Origin of the sequence: Marilutibacter maris, from assembly GCF_003233695.1 — a bacterium.
GTDB lineage: Bacteria > Pseudomonadota > Gammaproteobacteria > Xanthomonadales > Xanthomonadaceae > Marilutibacter > Marilutibacter maris.
Map to the genome: position 1 here is coordinate 1,091,789 of NZ_CP029843.1, position 16,952 is coordinate 1,108,740.

At 71.1% G+C, this 16,952-nt stretch carries 16 protein-coding genes; 8 read left to right on the top strand and 8 right to left on the bottom strand.

What is annotated here, in order from left to right; all coding sequences use genetic code 11:
- Positions 1 to 4: 4 nt before the first annotated feature.
- The gene (locus tag C9I47_RS04925) at positions 5 to 460 is read right to left on the bottom strand and encodes a putative toxin-antitoxin system toxin component, PIN family (protein WP_111265762.1); all 456 of its coding nucleotides are present in this window, start codon (positions 458 to 460) and stop codon (positions 5 to 7) included.
- 99 nt (positions 461 to 559) lie between these two features.
- Here C9I47_RS04925 and C9I47_RS04930 point away from each other — a divergent pair, with 99 nt between their 5' ends.
- Entirely contained in the window at positions 560 to 1,150 is a 591-nt protein-coding gene (locus tag C9I47_RS04930; RefSeq protein ID WP_111265763.1) for a carboxymuconolactone decarboxylase family protein, read from the top strand.
- An 84-nt stretch (positions 1,151 to 1,234) separates the two neighbouring features.
- Here the strand turns inward: C9I47_RS04930 and C9I47_RS04935 are convergent, their stop codons facing one another.
- The 4 genes from C9I47_RS04935 to fusA all read right to left on the bottom strand — a co-directional run bounded on the left by C9I47_RS04935 (position 1,235) and on the right by fusA (position 4,922).
- Entirely contained in the window at positions 1,235 to 1,744 is a 510-nt protein-coding gene (locus C9I47_RS04935; protein WP_111265764.1) for a hypothetical protein, read from the bottom strand.
- Positions 1,745 to 1,848: 104 nt separating this feature from the next.
- Positions 1,849 to 2,172, bottom strand: a complete 324-nt coding sequence (locus C9I47_RS04940; protein ID WP_111265765.1) for a helix-hairpin-helix domain-containing protein — start codon at positions 2,170 to 2,172, stop codon at positions 1,849 to 1,851.
- Between the two features lie 42 nt (positions 2,173 to 2,214).
- On the bottom strand, positions 2,215 to 2,874 hold the full coding sequence (locus C9I47_RS04945; RefSeq protein WP_111265766.1) for a hypothetical protein: 660 nt from the start codon (positions 2,872 to 2,874) through the stop codon (positions 2,215 to 2,217).
- A complete protein-coding gene (gene fusA / locus C9I47_RS04950; RefSeq protein ID WP_111265767.1) occupies positions 2,871 to 4,922 on the bottom strand; it encodes an elongation factor G in 2,052 nt (683 codons plus the stop codon). The genes C9I47_RS04945 and fusA overlap by 4 nt, the downstream gene beginning before the upstream one ends.
- 328 nt (positions 4,923 to 5,250) lie before the next feature.
- Between fusA and C9I47_RS04955 the strand changes: the two genes are divergently transcribed.
- Positions 5,251 to 5,688 carry an OsmC family protein gene (locus C9I47_RS04955; RefSeq protein WP_111265768.1) on the top strand — a complete coding sequence of 146 codons (438 nt, stop codon included), beginning with the start codon at positions 5,251 to 5,253 and terminating at the stop codon, positions 5,686 to 5,688.
- Positions 5,689 to 5,697: 9 nt separating this feature from the next.
- Entirely contained in the window at positions 5,698 to 6,414 is a 717-nt protein-coding gene (locus C9I47_RS04960) for an alpha/beta fold hydrolase (RefSeq protein ID WP_190238610.1), read from the top strand.
- A 311-nt stretch (positions 6,415 to 6,725) separates the two neighbouring features.
- On the opposite strand, the gene C9I47_RS04965 is transcribed toward C9I47_RS04960, so the two are convergent.
- Positions 6,726 to 7,622: a PhzF family phenazine biosynthesis protein gene (locus C9I47_RS04965; protein ID WP_111265770.1), complete on the bottom strand. Its 897-nt coding sequence runs from the start codon at positions 7,620 to 7,622 to the stop codon at positions 6,726 to 6,728.
- Between the two features lie 204 nt (positions 7,623 to 7,826).
- Between C9I47_RS04965 and C9I47_RS04970 the strand changes: the two genes are divergently transcribed.
- The 4 genes from C9I47_RS04970 (at position 7,827) to C9I47_RS04985 (ending at position 14,078) form a co-directional block, all read left to right on the top strand.
- Positions 7,827 to 10,409, top strand: coding sequence for a bifunctional aspartate kinase/diaminopimelate decarboxylase (locus C9I47_RS04970; protein ID WP_111265771.1), 2,583 nt, complete (start codon positions 7,827 to 7,829; stop codon positions 10,407 to 10,409).
- 9 nt (positions 10,410 to 10,418) lie between these two features.
- Positions 10,419 to 11,810, top strand: a complete 1,392-nt coding sequence (gene murL, locus C9I47_RS04975) for a UDP-N-acetyl-alpha-D-muramoyl-L-alanyl-L-glutamate epimerase (protein WP_111265772.1) — start codon at positions 10,419 to 10,421, stop codon at positions 11,808 to 11,810.
- Entirely contained in the window at positions 11,791 to 13,209 is a 1,419-nt protein-coding gene (murD, locus tag C9I47_RS04980) for a UDP-N-acetylmuramoyl-L-alanine--D-glutamate ligase (RefSeq protein ID WP_111265773.1), read from the top strand. The genes murL and murD overlap by 20 nt, the downstream gene beginning before the upstream one ends.
- 68 nt (positions 13,210 to 13,277) lie before the next feature.
- On the top strand, positions 13,278 to 14,078 hold the full coding sequence (locus C9I47_RS04985) for a dienelactone hydrolase family protein (RefSeq protein WP_111265774.1): 801 nt from the start codon (positions 13,278 to 13,280) through the stop codon (positions 14,076 to 14,078).
- A 23-nt stretch (positions 14,079 to 14,101) separates the two neighbouring features.
- Here the strand turns inward: C9I47_RS04985 and C9I47_RS04990 are convergent, their stop codons facing one another.
- Positions 14,102 to 15,115, bottom strand: a complete 1,014-nt coding sequence (locus C9I47_RS04990; protein WP_111265775.1) for a polyprenyl synthetase family protein — start codon at positions 15,113 to 15,115, stop codon at positions 14,102 to 14,104.
- Between the two features lie 268 nt (positions 15,116 to 15,383).
- Here C9I47_RS04990 and ssb point away from each other — a divergent pair, with 268 nt between their 5' ends.
- A complete protein-coding gene (gene ssb, locus C9I47_RS04995; protein ID WP_111265776.1) occupies positions 15,384 to 15,881 on the top strand; it encodes a single-stranded DNA-binding protein in 498 nt (165 codons plus the stop codon).
- A gap of 179 nt (positions 15,882 to 16,060) precedes the next feature.
- On the opposite strand, the gene C9I47_RS05000 is transcribed toward ssb, so the two are convergent.
- Complete coding sequence (locus tag C9I47_RS05000) at positions 16,061 to 16,945, bottom strand: STM4011 family radical SAM protein (RefSeq protein WP_111265777.1); 885 nt, start codon at positions 16,943 to 16,945, stop codon at positions 16,061 to 16,063.
- Between the last annotated feature and the right edge of the window lie 7 nt (positions 16,946 to 16,952).

Genomic DNA, 16,952 nt, shown 5'->3' on the forward strand with positions numbered 1-16,952 from the left:
GCGATCAGGGGACCGGTCCGAGGGACGGGCGCCAGGCCTCCGGCACCAGGATCTCGAACAGGCCGTCGCGACGGGTGCGGCGGTTCAGCCGCAATAGCGCCTTGTCGCGACTGATCAGCCAGCGGGCACCGCCGGCCAGGGCCAGTTCGAGGAACTTCTGGTCGTCGCGATCGCGGCATTGCGGCAGGAGCTCGGCGCCCGCTGGTGCGACCTCGACGATGCGGGCGCGGGCGTCGAATGCGGTCATCAGCGCCTCGCGTCGCGGCGGCGCCAGCGACAGCAGCGGATAGCCCAGCACCCGCCGCCACTCTTCGCGGCAGGGCTCGCTGGTGATGGCCTCGAGCCGGCCTCCGGACAACGCGGCCTCGATGGCGGCGATGCGCGGGTCGGCGAACACCAGCAGGTCGAGCCAGGCATTGGTGTCGAGGACGATGCGCGCGGGGGCGGGGGACGGGGCCATGGCGCAGAAGGCTACCAGCTGTGGCCGAGGTGACCGCGACTCCGGCCCTGGACCGGGGTGTAAGCTGCCGCTTCCTTCGTTGACAGGATGGAATGCGCGATGCCGCTGGTCGATCCCCTGCCCGCCGATAGCGATGCCGAAGTCGCCGAACTGGCGAAGTTCTTCAACGAGACCCTGGGCTTCTGCCCCAACAGCGTGCTGACGATGATGCGGCGGCCCGCGATCGCCAAGGCCTTCATCGGCCTCAACGTGGCGGTGATGCAGAACCAGGGCCGGGTCACCAGCGCGCTGAAGCGGCTGATCGGCTATGTCTCCAGCCATGCCACCGGCTGCCGCTACTGCCAGGCGCACACGATCCGCGCCGCCGAGCGCTACGGCGCCGAGGCGACCCAGATGGAGCATGTGTGGGAGTTCCGCAGCCACCCGGCGTTCAGCGAGGCCGAGCGGGTCGCGCTGGAGTTCGCCGTCGCCGCCTCGCAGGTCCCCAATGCGGTCGAGCCGGGCCTGCATGCGCGTCTGCGCGAGCACTGGGACGATGGCGAGATCGTCGAGATCCTCGGCGTGATCGCGTTGTTCGGCTACCTCAATCGCTGGAACGATTCGATGGCGACGACCCTGGAGGAGGGCGCCGAGGCGTCCGGGCGCCAGTGGCTCGCGCATGAGGGCTGGACGCGCGGCAAGCACGTCTGAGGTCGCGGGGCGGATCGTAGGAGCGGCTTGTGCCGCTCCTGCCGACTCCGTCCGGTGATCGCGCGACGATGACGCCGCGACGGGTCAGGGGTTGGCTTCCCAGCCCGGCTCGCAGCGCTTGACCCGGTGGTTGTGGTAGCCGATCAGCCGCCAGCCCGGCGTGGTGCCGTCGCTCCACACGAAATCCCAGCGCTGCTGGCGGCGGTTGCCGCAGACGCTGGCCGAGAAGCGGTCGCCGGAGACGCCCTGTTCCGGCAACGCGTCGCGCGGCGGCAGCGGGCGTGCGCCGTCGTGCGGAAAGACGCCTCCGCGCAGGGTCGAGTAGCGGATGTAGAGATCGCCGCCCTGGTTGTCGCGCTGGCGGGTGGCGGCGTCGAGGATTGCCTGGCGCATCGCTTCGGTGGCCGGATGGCCTTCCGGAAGCCGGTACTCGTAGCTGACCCGGGTGCGGCCTTCCAGTGGCGACAGGTCGGGCGGTTGCGATGGCGTCTGCGCCGTTGCGGACGGCGCCGCCAGCGCGATCGCGATGATCGCCGCGGCGCCGGCGATGCCCGCGGGTGGAGGTCGGTGGCTCGGCACCTGGTTCGGCGTCATGGGGCTCCAGCTCCGTACGACGGATGACGTTCGACAGCGTTCCATCATCGCCGTGGAAGCCTCATGAAGCGAGCGGTTGACGATGGGCCTCTTCCACGCGGCTGTCATCGCATGCGGCGCAGGTCGGCCGGCAAACGCGCTTCGACCGCCGGCCAGTCGCGTTTGCGCTGCGCGGTGAAGGCCCACCACGGGCGCGCGTCGTCGTGCTCGGCAAACGCGACCGCGGCGATGAAGGTATCCAGCACGCAGGGGTCCTGGCGCAGGCCGGTCAGCGCGCACAGCTGCAGATAGAGCCCGGTCGCGTCGCGGCCGCGCAGCTCCGCCGGCGCGTCGATGCCGAGCGCGCGCAGGTCGTCGGCCATCGACGGGCCGATGTTGGGGATGTCCTCCAGCCGCTGCGCTTCGGCCAGGCGGTGTGCCTTGCCCATCAGCCGTCCTTGCGCCGCGCCGGGTGCCCGCGATCGCCGTGTTCAGCCGCCATCGGAGGCATCGTCCTGGTCCTGTCCGCCGTTCTCGCCGGGCTTGCCCGCAGGCGGCCCCTGCTCCTGGCGCTCGGGGGTGTAGGAGCCCCTGTGGGTGTCTTCGGGGGCCTGTCCTTGCGGGCCCTGCAATGGGGTGTGTTCGAGGTCGGGCATGCTGCGTTCTCCTTGAGCGGTGCTCGAAAACAGGTTGAGTGTCGCGAATGTGCACAGCAGGAACAGGCCCGCCACCAGGCAGGCGGTCGCCGCGAAGCTGCAGCGCTTGATATAGGTCGACAGCAATCTGGCCCGGCCGGGTGGAGGGTTGCGGCCCTCTCCAGATCCGCTTTCGGCGCGGAGGAAGTTGGCGTAATCGTCTTCGTTCTCGGCGCGGGCGCGCTCCACCGCGACCGACGAGAAGTAGATCGACACGAACCCGAGCAGGACCGCGAAGACCAGGAACAGCCACGACAGTCCCATCACCGGCACACTGGCCGCCGTCGGTGCGATCGCGATCTTTTCCAGGAAGGTCAGCGAGATCGCGATGGCGCCGCCGGACAGCGTCAGCAGCGCCTTTTCATAGCGTTCGGTCACCGCCAGCAGGCGCTCGTCCAGCTGCTGGCGCTGCCGCAGGTAGGCCAGGTATTTGGGATGGGTCGCGTTCCCGTTCATCCATCCTCCTCGTGATGCGGCTTGTAGGCGTCGACCAGCTTCTGCTGCACCTGCGCCGGCACCGGCTCGTAGTGGCTGAAGTCCAGCGAGTAGCGGCCACGTCCGGCCGTCACCGACTTCAGCTCGGCCGCGTAGCCCTCCAGTTCCGACAGCGGCACCTGCGCCTTGACCACGATCTCGCCGCCGCGCAGGGCGTCGGTGCCGTTGATCCGCGCGCGCTTGGAGGCCAGACCGCCGCTGATGTCGCCCATGTGCTGTTCCGGCGCATTGACCTCCAGGTCGACGATCGGCTCCAGCACCTGCGGCCGCGCCTTCTGCACCGCGTCGAGGAAGGCCTTCTTGCCGGCGGCGACGAAGGCGACCTCCTTGCTGTCGACCGGGTGGTGCTTGCCGTCGTAGACGATCACCCGGATGTCCTGCATCGGGTAGCCGGCCAGCGCGCCGCCCTGCAGCACCTGGCGCACGCCCTTCTCGACCGCGGGCAGGAACTGGCCGGGGATGGTGCCGCCCTTGACCTCGTCGACGAACTCGAAGCCGCCGCCGCGCGGCAGCGGCTCGATGCGCAGGAACACCTCGCCGAACTGGCCGGCGCCGCCGGTCTGCTTCTTGTGCCGGTGATGCCCCTCGGCCTTGCCGCTGACGGTCTCGCGGTAGGCGATCCGCGGCGGCCGCGACGCGACCTCGACGCCGTGCCGCTCCTGCAGCCGCTCCAGATTCACCCGCAGATGCAGGTCGGACAGGCCGCGGATCACCGTCTCGTTGGTCTCGGCCTCGTGCTCGACGACGAAGCAGGGGTCCTCCTCGGCCAGTTTGTGCAGGGCCGCGGCGAGCTTCTGCTCCTGGCCCTTGCGGGTGGCGCTGACCGCCAGCCCGAACATCGGCCGGGGGAAGTCCAGCGGCGCCAGGTGGATCTGGTCCTCGTCGTGGCTGTCGTGCAGGACCGCATCGAAATGCAGGTCGTCGACCTTGGCGACCGCGGCGATGTCGCCCGGTACGGCCTGCTCGATCTCGATGTGTTCCTTGCCCCTGAGCTTGAACAGGTGGCCGACCTTGAACGGCTTCTTGCCGTCGTCGACGAACAACTGGCTGTCGCGGCGGACCGTGCCCTGGTAGACGCGGAACGCCGCCAGCTTGCCGACGAAGGGGTCGTTGACGACCTTGAACACGTCGGCGATCACGTGCGCGTCCGGATCCGGACGCGCCTGCACCGCGACCATGCCGGCGCCGTTGCGTTTCTCGAACGGCGGCGGATTGGCCTCGCCCGGATGCGGGAACAGCCGCTCGGCGATCGCCAGCAGCTCCTTCACCCCGGTGCCGTCGCGCGCCGAGCAGAACACCACCGGCACCAGATGTCCCTCGCGCAGGCACTGTTCGAACGCATCGTGCAGCTCGTCGCCGCCCAGTCCGTCCTCGCCGAGGTCGAGGTAGTGTTCCATCACCGTCTCGTTGACCTCGACCACCTGGTCGATGATCCGCTGGTGCCAGTCGGCGACCGGGCCGAGGTCGCTGTCGCCGGCGGAATTGCCGAAGCAGTCGACGACGCCGCTGCCGTTGCCGGTGGGCAGGTTCAACGGCAGGCAGACCGGACCGAAGCTCTCGCGCAGTTCTTCCAGCACCCGCGCCGGATCGGCGCCGTCGTGGTCGATCTTGTTGACGACGATCGCGCGGCACAACTTGCGTTCGCGCGCGTAGTCCATCATCCGCCGGGTGCCGTATTCGACGCCGTGATCGGCGTCGACCACCACCAGCACGGTCTCGACCGCAGCCAGCGCCGACAGCGCCGGGCCGCGGAAATCGGGGTAGCCGGGGGTGTCGATCAGATTGAGATGGATGCCGCCGTGGTCGGTGCTGGCGATCGCCGCGTCCAAGGAGTGGCCGCGCGATTTCTCCATCGGGTCGAAATCGGACAGGGTGGTGCCGCGCTCGATGCTGCCTGCCGTCTGGACGGTGCCGCCGGCGTGCAGCAGGGCTTCGAACAGGGTGGTCTTGCCGGCGGCGGGGTGGCCTGCCAGGGCCACGTTGCGGATGCTCGCTGTGGAGTAGGGCATGACGTCGTACCTCCCGGGGTTCTTGGGAAGTCCGGCCACGGTCGGCCGGGCCTTTCGCGGAACGATCCGCGCTCGTCGTCATGGCTGTCCGCGTCGGAAACGCTGCCGTCCGAGGCGGAAGGCGCTCGGCGGGCGGTCATGGCGGGTCCCGGTCGGAGCCGCTGGGGTTCCGGGCCGGGCCTCAAGGCTCGCGCTGTCGCCGGACCGGGTCAAGTCCCGGCCGCGTCGTGACGCCGCGCTCACGGCGCTCGGCCACCGGCGTGCCACGATAGGCGGTCCGCGTCGCCCCCGGGCCGGCGCGGCCCCCCCACCCATCGAGGAGACGGCAATGGCGTTCAAACGATACGCGGACGCGGTCTGGCAGGGCGACCTGCAGGCCGGCAATGGCACGATGAGCACTCCGCAGAGCGGCCTGTTCGAGGCCCAGAACTATTCGTTCAAGACCCGCTTCGGCGACGAGAAGGGCACCAATCCCGAAGAGCTGCTGGCCGCCGCCCACGCCGGCTGCTTCAGCATGGCGTTGTCGGCGGTGCTGGGCAAGGCGGGCTTCACCCCCGACCGCATCCAGACCCGCGCCGAGGTGACGATGGAGCCGGGCATGGACCCGGGGCCGACCGTGACCGGAGTGAACCTGGTCGTGGAGGCCAGCGTGCCGGGCATCGACGACGCCACCTTCCAGCAGATCGCCGAAGGCGCCAAGGCCGGCTGCGTGATCTCGCGCGCGCTGGCGGTGCCGGTCAGCCTGTCGGCCACGCTGAAGGGCTGAGTGCGGGCGGTGGCGGCGAGCGCCCGCGGCCATGCCCTGTTGTTGCACGGTGCCGGTGGCGGCGGCTGGGAGTGGGCCCGCTGGCGACCGCTGCTGGAAGCGCAGGGGCTGGCGGTCGCGGCCCCGGACCTGGTGCCGGCGGCCGACGGGCTGGAGGCGACCGCGCTGGACGACTACCTCGCGCAGGCCCGGGCGGCGTTGTCGGCGCTGCCCGGCCCGCGTCTGCTGGTCGGCGCGAGCCTGGGCGGGCTGCTGGCCGCGGCCATCGCCGATGCCGCCGATGCGCTGGTGCTGGTCAATCCGCTGCCACCGGCGCCGTGGGCATGGGAGCTGCCGGCGCGCGAGTGGCCGGCGCGGGTGCCGTGGCGGCAGCAGGCGCGGCTGGTCTCGACCCGCCGCGCGATTCCCGAGGCCGACCCGGCGACCGCGTTGTTCGCGTTCCGGCGCTGGCGCGACGAATCCGGGCAGGTGCTGGCGCAGGCGCACGCCGGCATCGAGCTGGCCCCGCCGCGCCGTCCATTGCTGTGCATCGCTTCAGGTGCCGACGAGGACGTGCCGCCGGCGTTGACCCGCGCGCTGGCGACGGCGTGGCGGGGCGATCTGTTCGAACTGGCCGGCGCCAGCCACGTCGGACCGCTGCTGGGCCGCGACGCGGCGGTGGTGGCGGGGCGGGTGCTGGACTGGTGGCGGGCCTGCCGGCCGCAAGCGGCCACGGCGAGGCTGTAGGCGTGCCCGCAGGAGCCGCGTAAGTGGCGGCCGGGCTTTCCCACGAAAGCCCCATCGCGGCTCACGCCGCTCCTACGAGAGAAGGCCGCCGCTCCTGTAGGAGCTGCGTAAGCTGCGATCCCTGGACTGCGCCCGGGAATCCCCAAAGTTTGCTTCGCAAACCTTGGGCCCCGCCGTTGCGCTTCCACACCCCCATTCGCACCTGCGGCGCGAATCGCCCCCTGACTCAGGGGGCGGGGCATGTCGTAGGAGCGGCGTGAGCCGCGACGAGGCCCTCATAGCCACCCGCGGTCGTGCGCGGGGCGCCCCGGTCAGCGCCAGTCGATGCGGCCGCTGAGCACGTTGCAGATGCGGCCGCCGGACCAGACTTCGCCGTCGCCGTCGACCCGAAGCTGCAGGCGGGCGTCGTAGCCGACCTCGCGGCCCTGGCTGACCACGTAGCGGCCGCCCGCGCCGGGCAGGGCGTCGTTGTGGGCCAGCCAGGCGGCCAGGGTCGCGTTGGCGGCGCCGGAGGCGGCGTCCTCGAAACGGGCGGTGGCGCCGACGAAGGCGCGCACGACCAGGTCGTAGTCGCCGTTGCCGGCCTCGGCGCGGGCGAATGCGCACAGGCCCATGCTGCCGGTCGCGTGCGCCAGCGCCTCGATCGCGTCCCAGTCCGGATCGGCGCCGCGCAGGGTCCGTTCGTCGGCCAGCTCGGCCAGCCACCAGCGGCGGCCGCCGTCGACCAGGGCCGGGGGCAGCACCGCGGCATCCGGCCCGCCCGCCGCCAACCCGGCCAGGAGCTGGGCCAGGCGCGGATCGTCGGCATCGGCGACCTCGACCACCGAAGCCCGCGGCGTCCGCACCGAGATCGTCCGCTGCGGGCCCTCGCCGTCGACCGCCAGCGGCAGCACGCCGGCCGCGCCCTCCTGCCACAGCAGGCCGTCGACCGGAGCGGCCAGGCCGGCCTCCAGCACCACGTGGGCGGTGCCGATGCTCGGGTGGCCGGCGAACGGCACTTCGCGGCGCGGGCTGAACATGCGCACCCGGTAGCTGGCGCCGGGGCGGGTCGGAGCGAATACGAAGGTGGTTTCCGGCAGCCGGGTCCAGCGTGCGATCGCCTGCATCGCGTCGTCGTCCAGGCCTTCGGCGTCAGGAATCACGGCCAGCGGGTTGCCGGCGCCGGGGCGGTCGGCGAATACATCCATTTGCAGATAACGACGGGTCATGACGGAAACGGGATTTCGGGGGGAGAAGGGAGGGCAGTTGCTCTAGAATCGCCGGCTTGGAATGAATATCCCGCGACCGGATGGATCTGCCTGGCGGGATGTCGCCGCGGATTCGCGATGACGATGCGGGGCGACGATTCTAGGCCGGACCGGCCGCCAGTGCCGGTTCGTTTTCCCATATCGACATAACCCAGAGGCAAGGCGGTGGCAGAAACACAGCGTTGGGTCGTACTCAAGTTCGGCGGGACATCGGTGTCGCGTCGCAACCGTTGGGACACCATCGGGACGCTGGCTGCCAAACGCAGGGCCGAGGATGGCGTGCGGGTCCTGGTCGTGGTCTCGGCCCTGTCCGGCGTCACCAACGAGCTGACCGCGATCTGCGCCGGCGACGGCATCGCGGCGCGGGTCGACGCCCTGGCCGAGCGCCACCGCGCGTTCTGCGACGAACTCGGCCTGGACCCGGAGACGGTGCTGGGCGAGCGTCTGGAGACCCTGCGCGCGCTCGCCGTCGATCCGCGCGCGGCGTCGCTGGCGCTGGACTGGCAGGCCGAGGTGCTGGCCCAGGGCGAGCTGATGTCCTCGACCCTCGGCGCCGCCTACCTGCGCGCCAGCGGTCACGACTTCGGCTGGTGCGATGCGCGCGACTGGCTCGACGCGGTGTCGCTGCCCAATGCCAGCGGCTGGGCCCAGCGGCTGTCGGTGAACTGCCGGCGCGAGGCCGACGCGGGCTTCGCCGAACGCTTCGCCGCGCAGTCCAACCCGCTCCTGATCACCCAGGGCTTCATCGCCCGCCACGGCGACGGCGGCACCGCGGTGCTCGGCCGCGGCGGCTCGGACACCTCGGCGGCGTACTTCGGCGGCCTGCTCAAGGCGCAGCGGGTCGAGATCTGGACCGACGTGCCGGGCATGTTCAGCGCCAACCCGCGCGAGGTGCCGGACGCGCGCCTGCTGACCCGGCTCGACTACGCCGAGGCGCAGGAAATCGCGACCACCGGCGCCAAGGTCCTGCATCCGCGTTCGCTGGGCCCGTGCCGGCACGCCAGCGTGCCGATGGCGATCCTCGACACCGAGCGCCCGGAGCTGCCGGGCACCCGCATCGACACGCTGGCGGCGACGATTCCCGGGGTCAAGGCGATCAGCCGCCGCAACGGCATCGTGCTGGTGTCGATGGAAAGCGTCGGCATGTGGCAGTCGGTCGGCTTCCTCGCCGACATCTTCGAGAAGTTCAAGCATCACGGCCTGTCGGTCGACCTGATCGGTTCCTCGGAGACCAACGTCACCGTGTCGCTGGATCCCAGCGAGAACCTGGTCAGCACCAACGTGCTGGAAGCGTTGTCGGCCGACCTGGAGCAGATCTGCCGGGTCAAGGTGATCGTGTCCTGCGCGGCGATCACCCTGGTCGGACGCGGCATCCGCTCGCTGCTGCACAAGCTGTCGGGGGTGTGGGCGGCGTTCGGCAAGGAGCGCGTGCACCTGATCTCGCAGTCCTCCAACGACCTCAACCTGACTTTCGTCATCGACGAGGCCGACGCCGACGGCATGCTGCCGATCCTGCACGCCGAGCTGATCGACAGCGGCGCGATGCCGGTGCACGAGGCGCAGGTGTTCGGGCCGCGCTGGCGCGAGATCCAGGGCCAGCTGCGGCCGAAGCCGGTGCCGTGGTGGAAGGGGCGGCGCGAGCAGTTGCTGGCGCTGGCCGCCGCCGACACCCCGCGCTACGTCTATCACCTGCCGACCGTGCGCGAGCGCGCGCGCCAGCTGGCCGCGATCGAAGCGGTCGACCGCCGCTACTACGCGATCAAGGCCAATTCGCACCCGGCGGTGCTCAAGGCGCTGGTCGCCGAGGGCTTCGGGCTGGAGTGCGTGTCGGAAGGCGAGTTGCAGCGGGTGTTCGAGGTGCTGCCGGAACTGGATCCGGCGCGGGTGCTGTTCACGCCGAGCTTCGCGCCTCACCACGAATACGCCGCCGCGCTGGAGCGGGGCGTGACCGTGACCCTCGACAATGTCGAGGCGCTGCGCCGCTGGCCGGAGATCTTCCGCGGCCGCAGTCTGTGGCTGCGCATCGACCTCGGCCACGGCGACGGCCACCACGAGAAGGTCAACACCGGCGGCAAGACCTCCAAGTTCGGCCTCGCCGCCGCGCGCGTGGACGAGTTCGTCGATGCCGCGCGCGCGCTGGAGATCAGCATCGTCGGCGTGCATGCGCACCTGGGCAGCGGGGTGGAGACGCGCGCGCACTGGCGGCAGATGTACGACGAGCTGGCCGGCTTCGCCCGCCGCATCGGCAGCGTGCAGGTGCTGGACATCGGCGGCGGACTGCCGATTCCCTACGGCCAGGACGACGAGCCGTTCGACCTGCGGGACTGGGCCGACGGCCTGGCCGAGGTCAAGGCGATCCATCCGGCGTTCGAGCTGGCGATCGAGCCGGGCCGCTTCCTGGTCGCCGAGGGCGGCGTGCTGCTGGCGCGCGCGACCCAGGTGGTCGAGAAGGACGGCATCCTGCGGGTCGGTCTGGACGCGGGCATGAACGTGCTGGTGCGTCCGGCGCTGTACGACGCCTGGCACGAGATCGTCAACCTGCAGCAGCTCGATGCGGCCACCGACGGCGCGTTCGACGTGGTCGGGCCGATCTGCGAGTCCAGCGACGTGTTCGGTCATCGGGTCAAGCTCCCGGCCGGTACCGCGCCGGGCGACATCATGCTGATCGCGGACGCCGGCGCCTACGGCTACGCGATGGCGAGTACCTACAACCTGCGGGCCCTGCCGGCCGAGGATGTCATTGAATGAGTGAACGGAATGAGTGACAACAGGTTCCAGCGCGACGCGGTCGAATCGTTCCGGTTCGTCCGCTGCGGTTTCGATCCCGCCACCGGCGTGGCGCAGCTGGTCTATGCCTTCGACGACGGCCCCGAGCTGGTCGAGACCGTCACCGTGCCGGGTGCGCCGTTCTTCGACGGCGGTGCCGCAGCGGACCCGGCGCGCGCCGCGGCGATCGAGCACGCGCTGCGGCTGCTGCACCTGATCGCCGGCGTCAGCTACTACAAGGCGGCGGTGCCCAAGCGCATCCGCATCGACGGCTACACGATCGATGCCGATACCGCGCGGCTGATCGAAACGATCTACATCAACGGCCTGGGCGAGTTCGCCTATCGCAACGGCCTCGACCTGCATGGGCGGATACGTTTCCCGCACGAGGCCGACCCGGCCGCGCCGGCGCCCGGGCTGGGCCTGGACCGGCACGCCCTGGTCGCGATCGGCGGCGGCAAGGATTCGCTGGTCAGCATCGAGGCGCTGCGGACGCTGGGCGTCGAGCAGAGCGTGAGCTGGATCGGCGGGTCGCAGCTGATCCGCGCCTGCGCCGAGCGCACCGGCCTGCCGACCCTGAACATCGGCCGCGCGCTGGCGCCGGAGCTGTTCGAGTACAACCGCCAGGGGGCGTGGAACGGCCATATCCCGGTGACCGCGGTGAACTCGGCGATCCTGGTGCTGACCGCGGTCCTGCGCGGCGCCGACCAGGTGGTGTTCTCGAACGAGCGTTCGGCCAGCTACGGCAGCCTGATCCTCGCCGCCGACGGCAGCGTGACCAGCGAGGTCAATCACCAGTGGTCCAAGGGCTGGGCGTTCGAGAAGGCATTCGGCGAGCATGTGCAGCGGCACGTCGCCGCCGACCTGCACTACTACTCGCTGCTGCGGCCGTTGAGCGAGCTGGCGGTGGCGCGCCAGTTCGCGAAGAGCGACCGCTACGACGGTCATTTCTCCAGTTGCAACCGCAACTTCCACATCCTCGGCGAGCGTCCCGCCAACCGCTGGTGCGGGGTCTGTCCGAAGTGCCACTTCGTGTTCCTGGCGCTGGCGCCGTTCATGCCCAAGCCGCGGCTGGTCGGCATCTTCGGTCGCAACCTGCTCGACGATCCGGACCAGACCGCCGGCTACGACGCGCTGCTGGAGTTCCGCGAGCACAAACCGTTCGAGTGCGTCGGCGAGGGGCGCGAGTCGCGCGCGGCGATGGCGCTGCTGGCGACCCGCGCCGAATGGCGCGGCGATGCGCTGGTGGAGCGTTTCGCGCGCGAGATCGAGCCGCAGCTCGACCGTGCCGAACTCGCGGTGGAGCCGTTGCTGGTGCCGGACGAGGAACACCGCATTCCCGCGGCGCTGGCGGAACGGCTGGATGCGTATTTCCGGGCTTGAGTCGATTGCCGCCGCGGGCGGCGCGATCGCCCTGTGGGGCTGGGGCCGCGAAGGCCGCGCCGCCTACCGGGCAATCCGCGAGCGTTGCCCGCAGTTGCCGCTGACCCTGTTCTGCAGCGACGCCGAGGCGGCCGAGCCTCGCGGGTTGGGCGATGCCCGCCTGAGCGTGCGGACCCGTGCCGGGGCCGATGCGCTGGCCGCGCATGCGCTGGTGGTGAAGTCGCCGGGAATCAGTCCGTACCGCGACGAGGTGCGGGCGGCCGCCGCGCGCGGCACCCGCTTCGTCGGCGGTACCGCGCTGTGGTTCGGCGAGCGTGCCGGCGCCGACGGTGTGGTCGCCGATGCGGTCTGCGTGACCGGGACCAAGGGCAAGAGCACCACCACCGCGCTGCTGGCGCACCTGCTGCGCGCGGGCGGGCACCGTACCGCCCTGGCCGGCAACATCGGCCTGCCGCTGCTGGAACTGCTCGATCCCCGGCCCGCGCCGGACTACTGGGCGATCGAGTTGTCCAGCTTCCAGACCGGCGACGTCGCCGCCAGCGGCGCGCGGCCGCGGATCGCGGTCGTCACCAATGTCTTTCCCGAGCATCTGGACTGGCACGGCTCGCAGCAGCGCTACGTCGAGGACAAGCTGAAGCTGGTCACCGCGGCACGCCCGCGCATTGCCGTGCTCAATGCCGCGGACCCGACACTCGCCGCGCTGCGGCTGCCCGACAGCGAGCTGCGCTGGTACGGCGACGAGGGCGGCTGGCACCTGCGCGGCGATCGTCTGTACCGCGGCGATGTCGAGCTGCTCGATACCGCCGGCATGCCGCTGCCGGGCCGCCACAACCGCGGCAATCTGTGCGCGGTGCTGACCGCGCTGGAGGCGCTGGGCCTGGACGCGGCGGCGCTGGCGCCGGCCGCCACCGGCTTCCGGCCGCTGCCGCATCGCCTGCAGTCGCTGGGCACGCGCGACGGCGTGGAATACGTCAACGATTCGATCAGCACCACCCCGCACGCGACCCTGGCCGCGCTGGACTGCTTCGCCGGACGCCGGGTGGCGCTGCTGGTCGGCGGCCACGATCGTGGCCTGGACTGGTCCGACTTCGCCACGGCGATGCGCACGCGAGCGCCGGCGACGATCGTCGCCATGGGCCAGAACGGCCCCCGCATCGCCGCGCTGCTGGCGCCGGAAGCCGCCGACGCGGGCTTTGCGCTGCATCAGGCCGATTCGCTGGAACAGGCGATGGCGCTCGCGCGCGAGGCATTGGCGGGCGAGGGCGTGTTGTTGCTGTCGCCGGGGGCGCCCAGTTTCGGGCCGTATCGCGACTACGTGGCGCGCGGGCGCCATTTCGCCGGGCTGGCCGGCTTCGACCCCGACGGCATCAGCGCGATCCCGGGACTGGGCATCGCCTGAGACGGCCGCTGCGACGGCGGCACCGACGCGGTAGGCTCCGGGTTCGCCCACGCTGCCGGAGCCGGACCATGTACCGACTTGTCGCCGTTGTCGCCCTGTTGCTGGCCATCGCCCCCGCGTTCGCGGCGATGCGGGTCGAACCCGTGGAGTGGGAGATCGACGGGCAGGTCTTCGAGGGCCGGCTGGTCCATGACGACGCCGTCGAGGCGCCGCGTCCGGGGCTGGTGATGATGCCCAACTGGATGGGCGTCAGCGACGCCGCGATCGCCAAGGCCCGCCAGATCGCCGGGCAGGACTACGTGGTGCTGGTCGCCGACGTCTACGGCAAGGACGTGCATCCGAAGGACGATGCGCAGGCGCGCGAACAGGTCGGCCGCGCCTACGCCGATGGCGGCACCGTGCTGCGCCAGCGGGCCGCGCGGGCGGTGGCGGCGCTGAAGGCGCAGGCGGACCGGGTGCCGCTGGATCGGGAGCGGATCGCCGCGCTGGGCTTCTGCTTCGGCGGCTCGGTGGCGCTGGAACTGGCCCGCGCCGGCGAACCGCTGGCCGGCGTGATCAGCTTCCACGGTGGCCTGAAGACCTATCTGCCGGGCGAGGGCCGACAGATCGCCACACCGCTGCTGGTGCTCAATGGCGCCGACGACGCCTCGGTGCCGGATGAGGACATCCGTGCCTTCGAGCAGGAAATGGACGCGGCCGGCGCCGACTGGCAGTTCGTCGACTTCAGCGGCGCCCGCCACTGCTTCGCCCAGGAGGAGGACGCCGGCAATCCGGCCGACAGCAACTGCCGCTACGACGCGCGTGCGGCGCGCCGTGCGATGGCGATGATGCGGCTGTTCCTGGACGAGCGCTTCGCCGGTTCGCGCTGACCGGGATCGCGCGTTGACCTGAATCAGTGGTCGCGGCTGACCGCGTAGCGGGCCAGCCCGCGCAGCGCGGCGCTGTAATCGTTGTCGCCGATGCGCTCGAGCGCGGCCTCGGCGGCGGCGGCATAGGCGTCCGCGCGGCCGCGGCTGTAGTCCAGACTGCCGCAGGCGTGGATCGCGGCCAGCACCTCGGGCAGCGCTTCGGTATCGCCTTCCTCCACCGCGGTGCGCAGGCGCGCGCGGGTCGCCGCGTCGCTGTGCGCCATCGCGTGGATCAGCGGCAGCGTGGCCTTGCCCTCGGCCAGATCGTCGCCGAGGTTCTTGCCCAGGGTCTCGGCATCGGAGGCGTAGTCGAGCACATCGTCGGCGATCTGGAACGCGTAGCCGAGGTTGAGGCCGTAATCGTGCAGGGCGTCGCAGACCGCCGGGTCGACGCCGTCGCCGGAGACCAGGGCGCCGAGCCGGGTCGCGGCCGCGAACAGCACCGCGGTCTTGCGCTCGATCACCCGCAGATAGGCGGCCTCGTCGGTATCCGGGTTGCGCACGTGCAGCAACTGCAGCACCTCGCCCTCGGCGATCCGGTTGGTGGTGTCGGCGAGGATCCGCATCACCTCCATGCGGTCGAGTTCGACCATCAGCTGGAAGCTGCGCGAGTACAGGAAGTCGCCGACCAGCACGCTGGCGGCATTGCCCCAGACCGCGTTGGCGGTCTTGCGGCCGCGGCGCAGGTCGGATTCGTCGACCACGTCGTCGTGCAGCAGGGTGGCGGTGTGGATGAACTCGACCACCGCGGCCAGCTGGTGGGCATGCCGGCCGATCGCGCGGCGGCCGCCACCGGTCGCACCGGCCGCCAGCAGCAACAGCATCGGCCGCAGCCGCTTGCCGCCGGCGCCGACGATGTACTCGGCGACCTGGTTGATCAGGACCACGTCCGAGGCCAAGCGCTGGCGGATCAGCGCATCGACCGCATCCATGTCGGCGCGCGCGAGCGACTGGATGGCGGCGAGGTCCGGTACGGCGGCCTGGGGCTGTGCTGACATGACGGTGCTGCAAGCGGAAAGACGCCGAATTATAGCGGCAGGCGCCGCCGCGCCCCGGCATTGCGGTCGCCGCGGCCGCCGTCGCGGCCGGCGGGCATGTTCATCTGCGGGTCAGGGCGGCCATCACGGCGGCTAGGAAGCTTCCTAGCCTTCGCCGCGGCGGGTTCGGATGGCGCCGGGGCCGGGGGTATACTGAGATGCCCGTAGCGCGGCCGCCGAGACGGCGCAGCCGCCGCAGACCTCCAGCAACAACCCATAGGACCCGTACATGGCGCGTGGTATCAACAAGGTGATCCTGGTCGGCAACCTCGGCAACGACCCCGACACCAAATACACCCAGGGCGGCATGGCCGTGACCCGGATCAGCCTGGCCACCACCAGCGTGCGCAAGGACCGCGACGGCAATACCCAGGAGCGCACCGAATGGCACCGCGTGGTGTTCTTCGGCAAGCTCGGCGAGATCGCCGGCGAGTATCTGCGCAAGGGCAGCCAGGTCTATGTCGAGGGCTCGATCCGCTACGACAAGTACACCGGCCAGGACGGCGTGGAGAAATACTCCACCGACATCATCGCCGACGAGATGCAGATGCTCGGCGGCCGTGGCGACGGCGGCGGTGGCGGTAGTCGTGGCGAGTACCGCGGTGGCGGCAACGACCGCCCGCAGCGCGCGCCCGCCCGCCAGGAGGCGCAGCCGCGCCGCGAGGCCCCGCCGGCCAAGTCGAACGACTTCGCCGACGATTTCGCCGACGACGACATCCCGTTCTGAGTCGCGGCACCGGCTTAGCCAGCGTTGCTCCCGGAAGGGCCCGCCAGGTGCGGGCCCTTTCTGCATTCCCCGGTGGCTGAGACCGGGCCACCGACGTGCCGGAGTAGACGTCGGCGCCGCCGTTGCGTGTCCTCCACCGATCGGGTCGATGAAGGGTGCCATGGCGGCAGTTGCGTCGCTCAGCGCCCCGCCGCCGCCGCGGGCATGGCCCAGGCCTGCCGCAGCGGAATGCGTTCCAGCAGCCCGCGGCCGAACTCGGCCTGGAACGGCAGGTCCTTGCGGTGGACGTAGCCGATGTAGCAGTCGCAGCAGGCGTTCGGGCAGGCGCGTTCGCGCAGGCCGGCGGCGAAGGAGCCGTCGTACAGGTTGCCCAGCCGTTCTGATACGAAGTGGCAGCGCCTGACCTCGCCGTTGCCGTCGACCGATATCACGTTCTCACCGGTCCAACAGGGCGCGCCCAGGCTCGGCGCCGGGTCGAGGTTGTAGCGGAAGTGCGGGTCGATAAGAGCGAGCCGTTCGACCTCCGCCGCCGAGTAGTAGCCCGGCGGGCGCTCGTCGTAGGCGTTGAGCCAGAGCGGCACGTGTGCGGGGAGACCGGCGCGCATCGCCTCGATCTCGTCCAGGTGCTCGCGCATCGCGACCATGCCGACGCTGTAGCGGACGCCACGGCGGTCCAGCTTGCGGCAGCGGCCGAGGAAGGCGTCGCGGTCGACCTGGTCCGGGTGATAGGTGCACCACAGCGCCAGCGCGTCGAGATCGGCCTCATCCAGCCAGCGCAGGCCGACGCAGAGGTTGGTCTGGATCGCGACCCGGCGCAGGTGTGGCAGACGGCTCAGTCTGACCATGGCGTCGCGGTAGTGGCGCCGGACCAGTCCTTCGCCCCAGGGCGTGAACAGGACCGATAGCGGGTGCCGCGCCCGCTCCGCCCATGAGACGAAGCGCGCCAGTTCCTCGGCGTCCCGGCGCAGGGTCTCGCGGTCGTCGTAGGTCTTGGCGAACGGGCAGTAGCCGCAGTCGTAATTGCAACTGCTCAGGCGCCCGCGATAGAGCACGCTCAGGTGCATGCTCGCC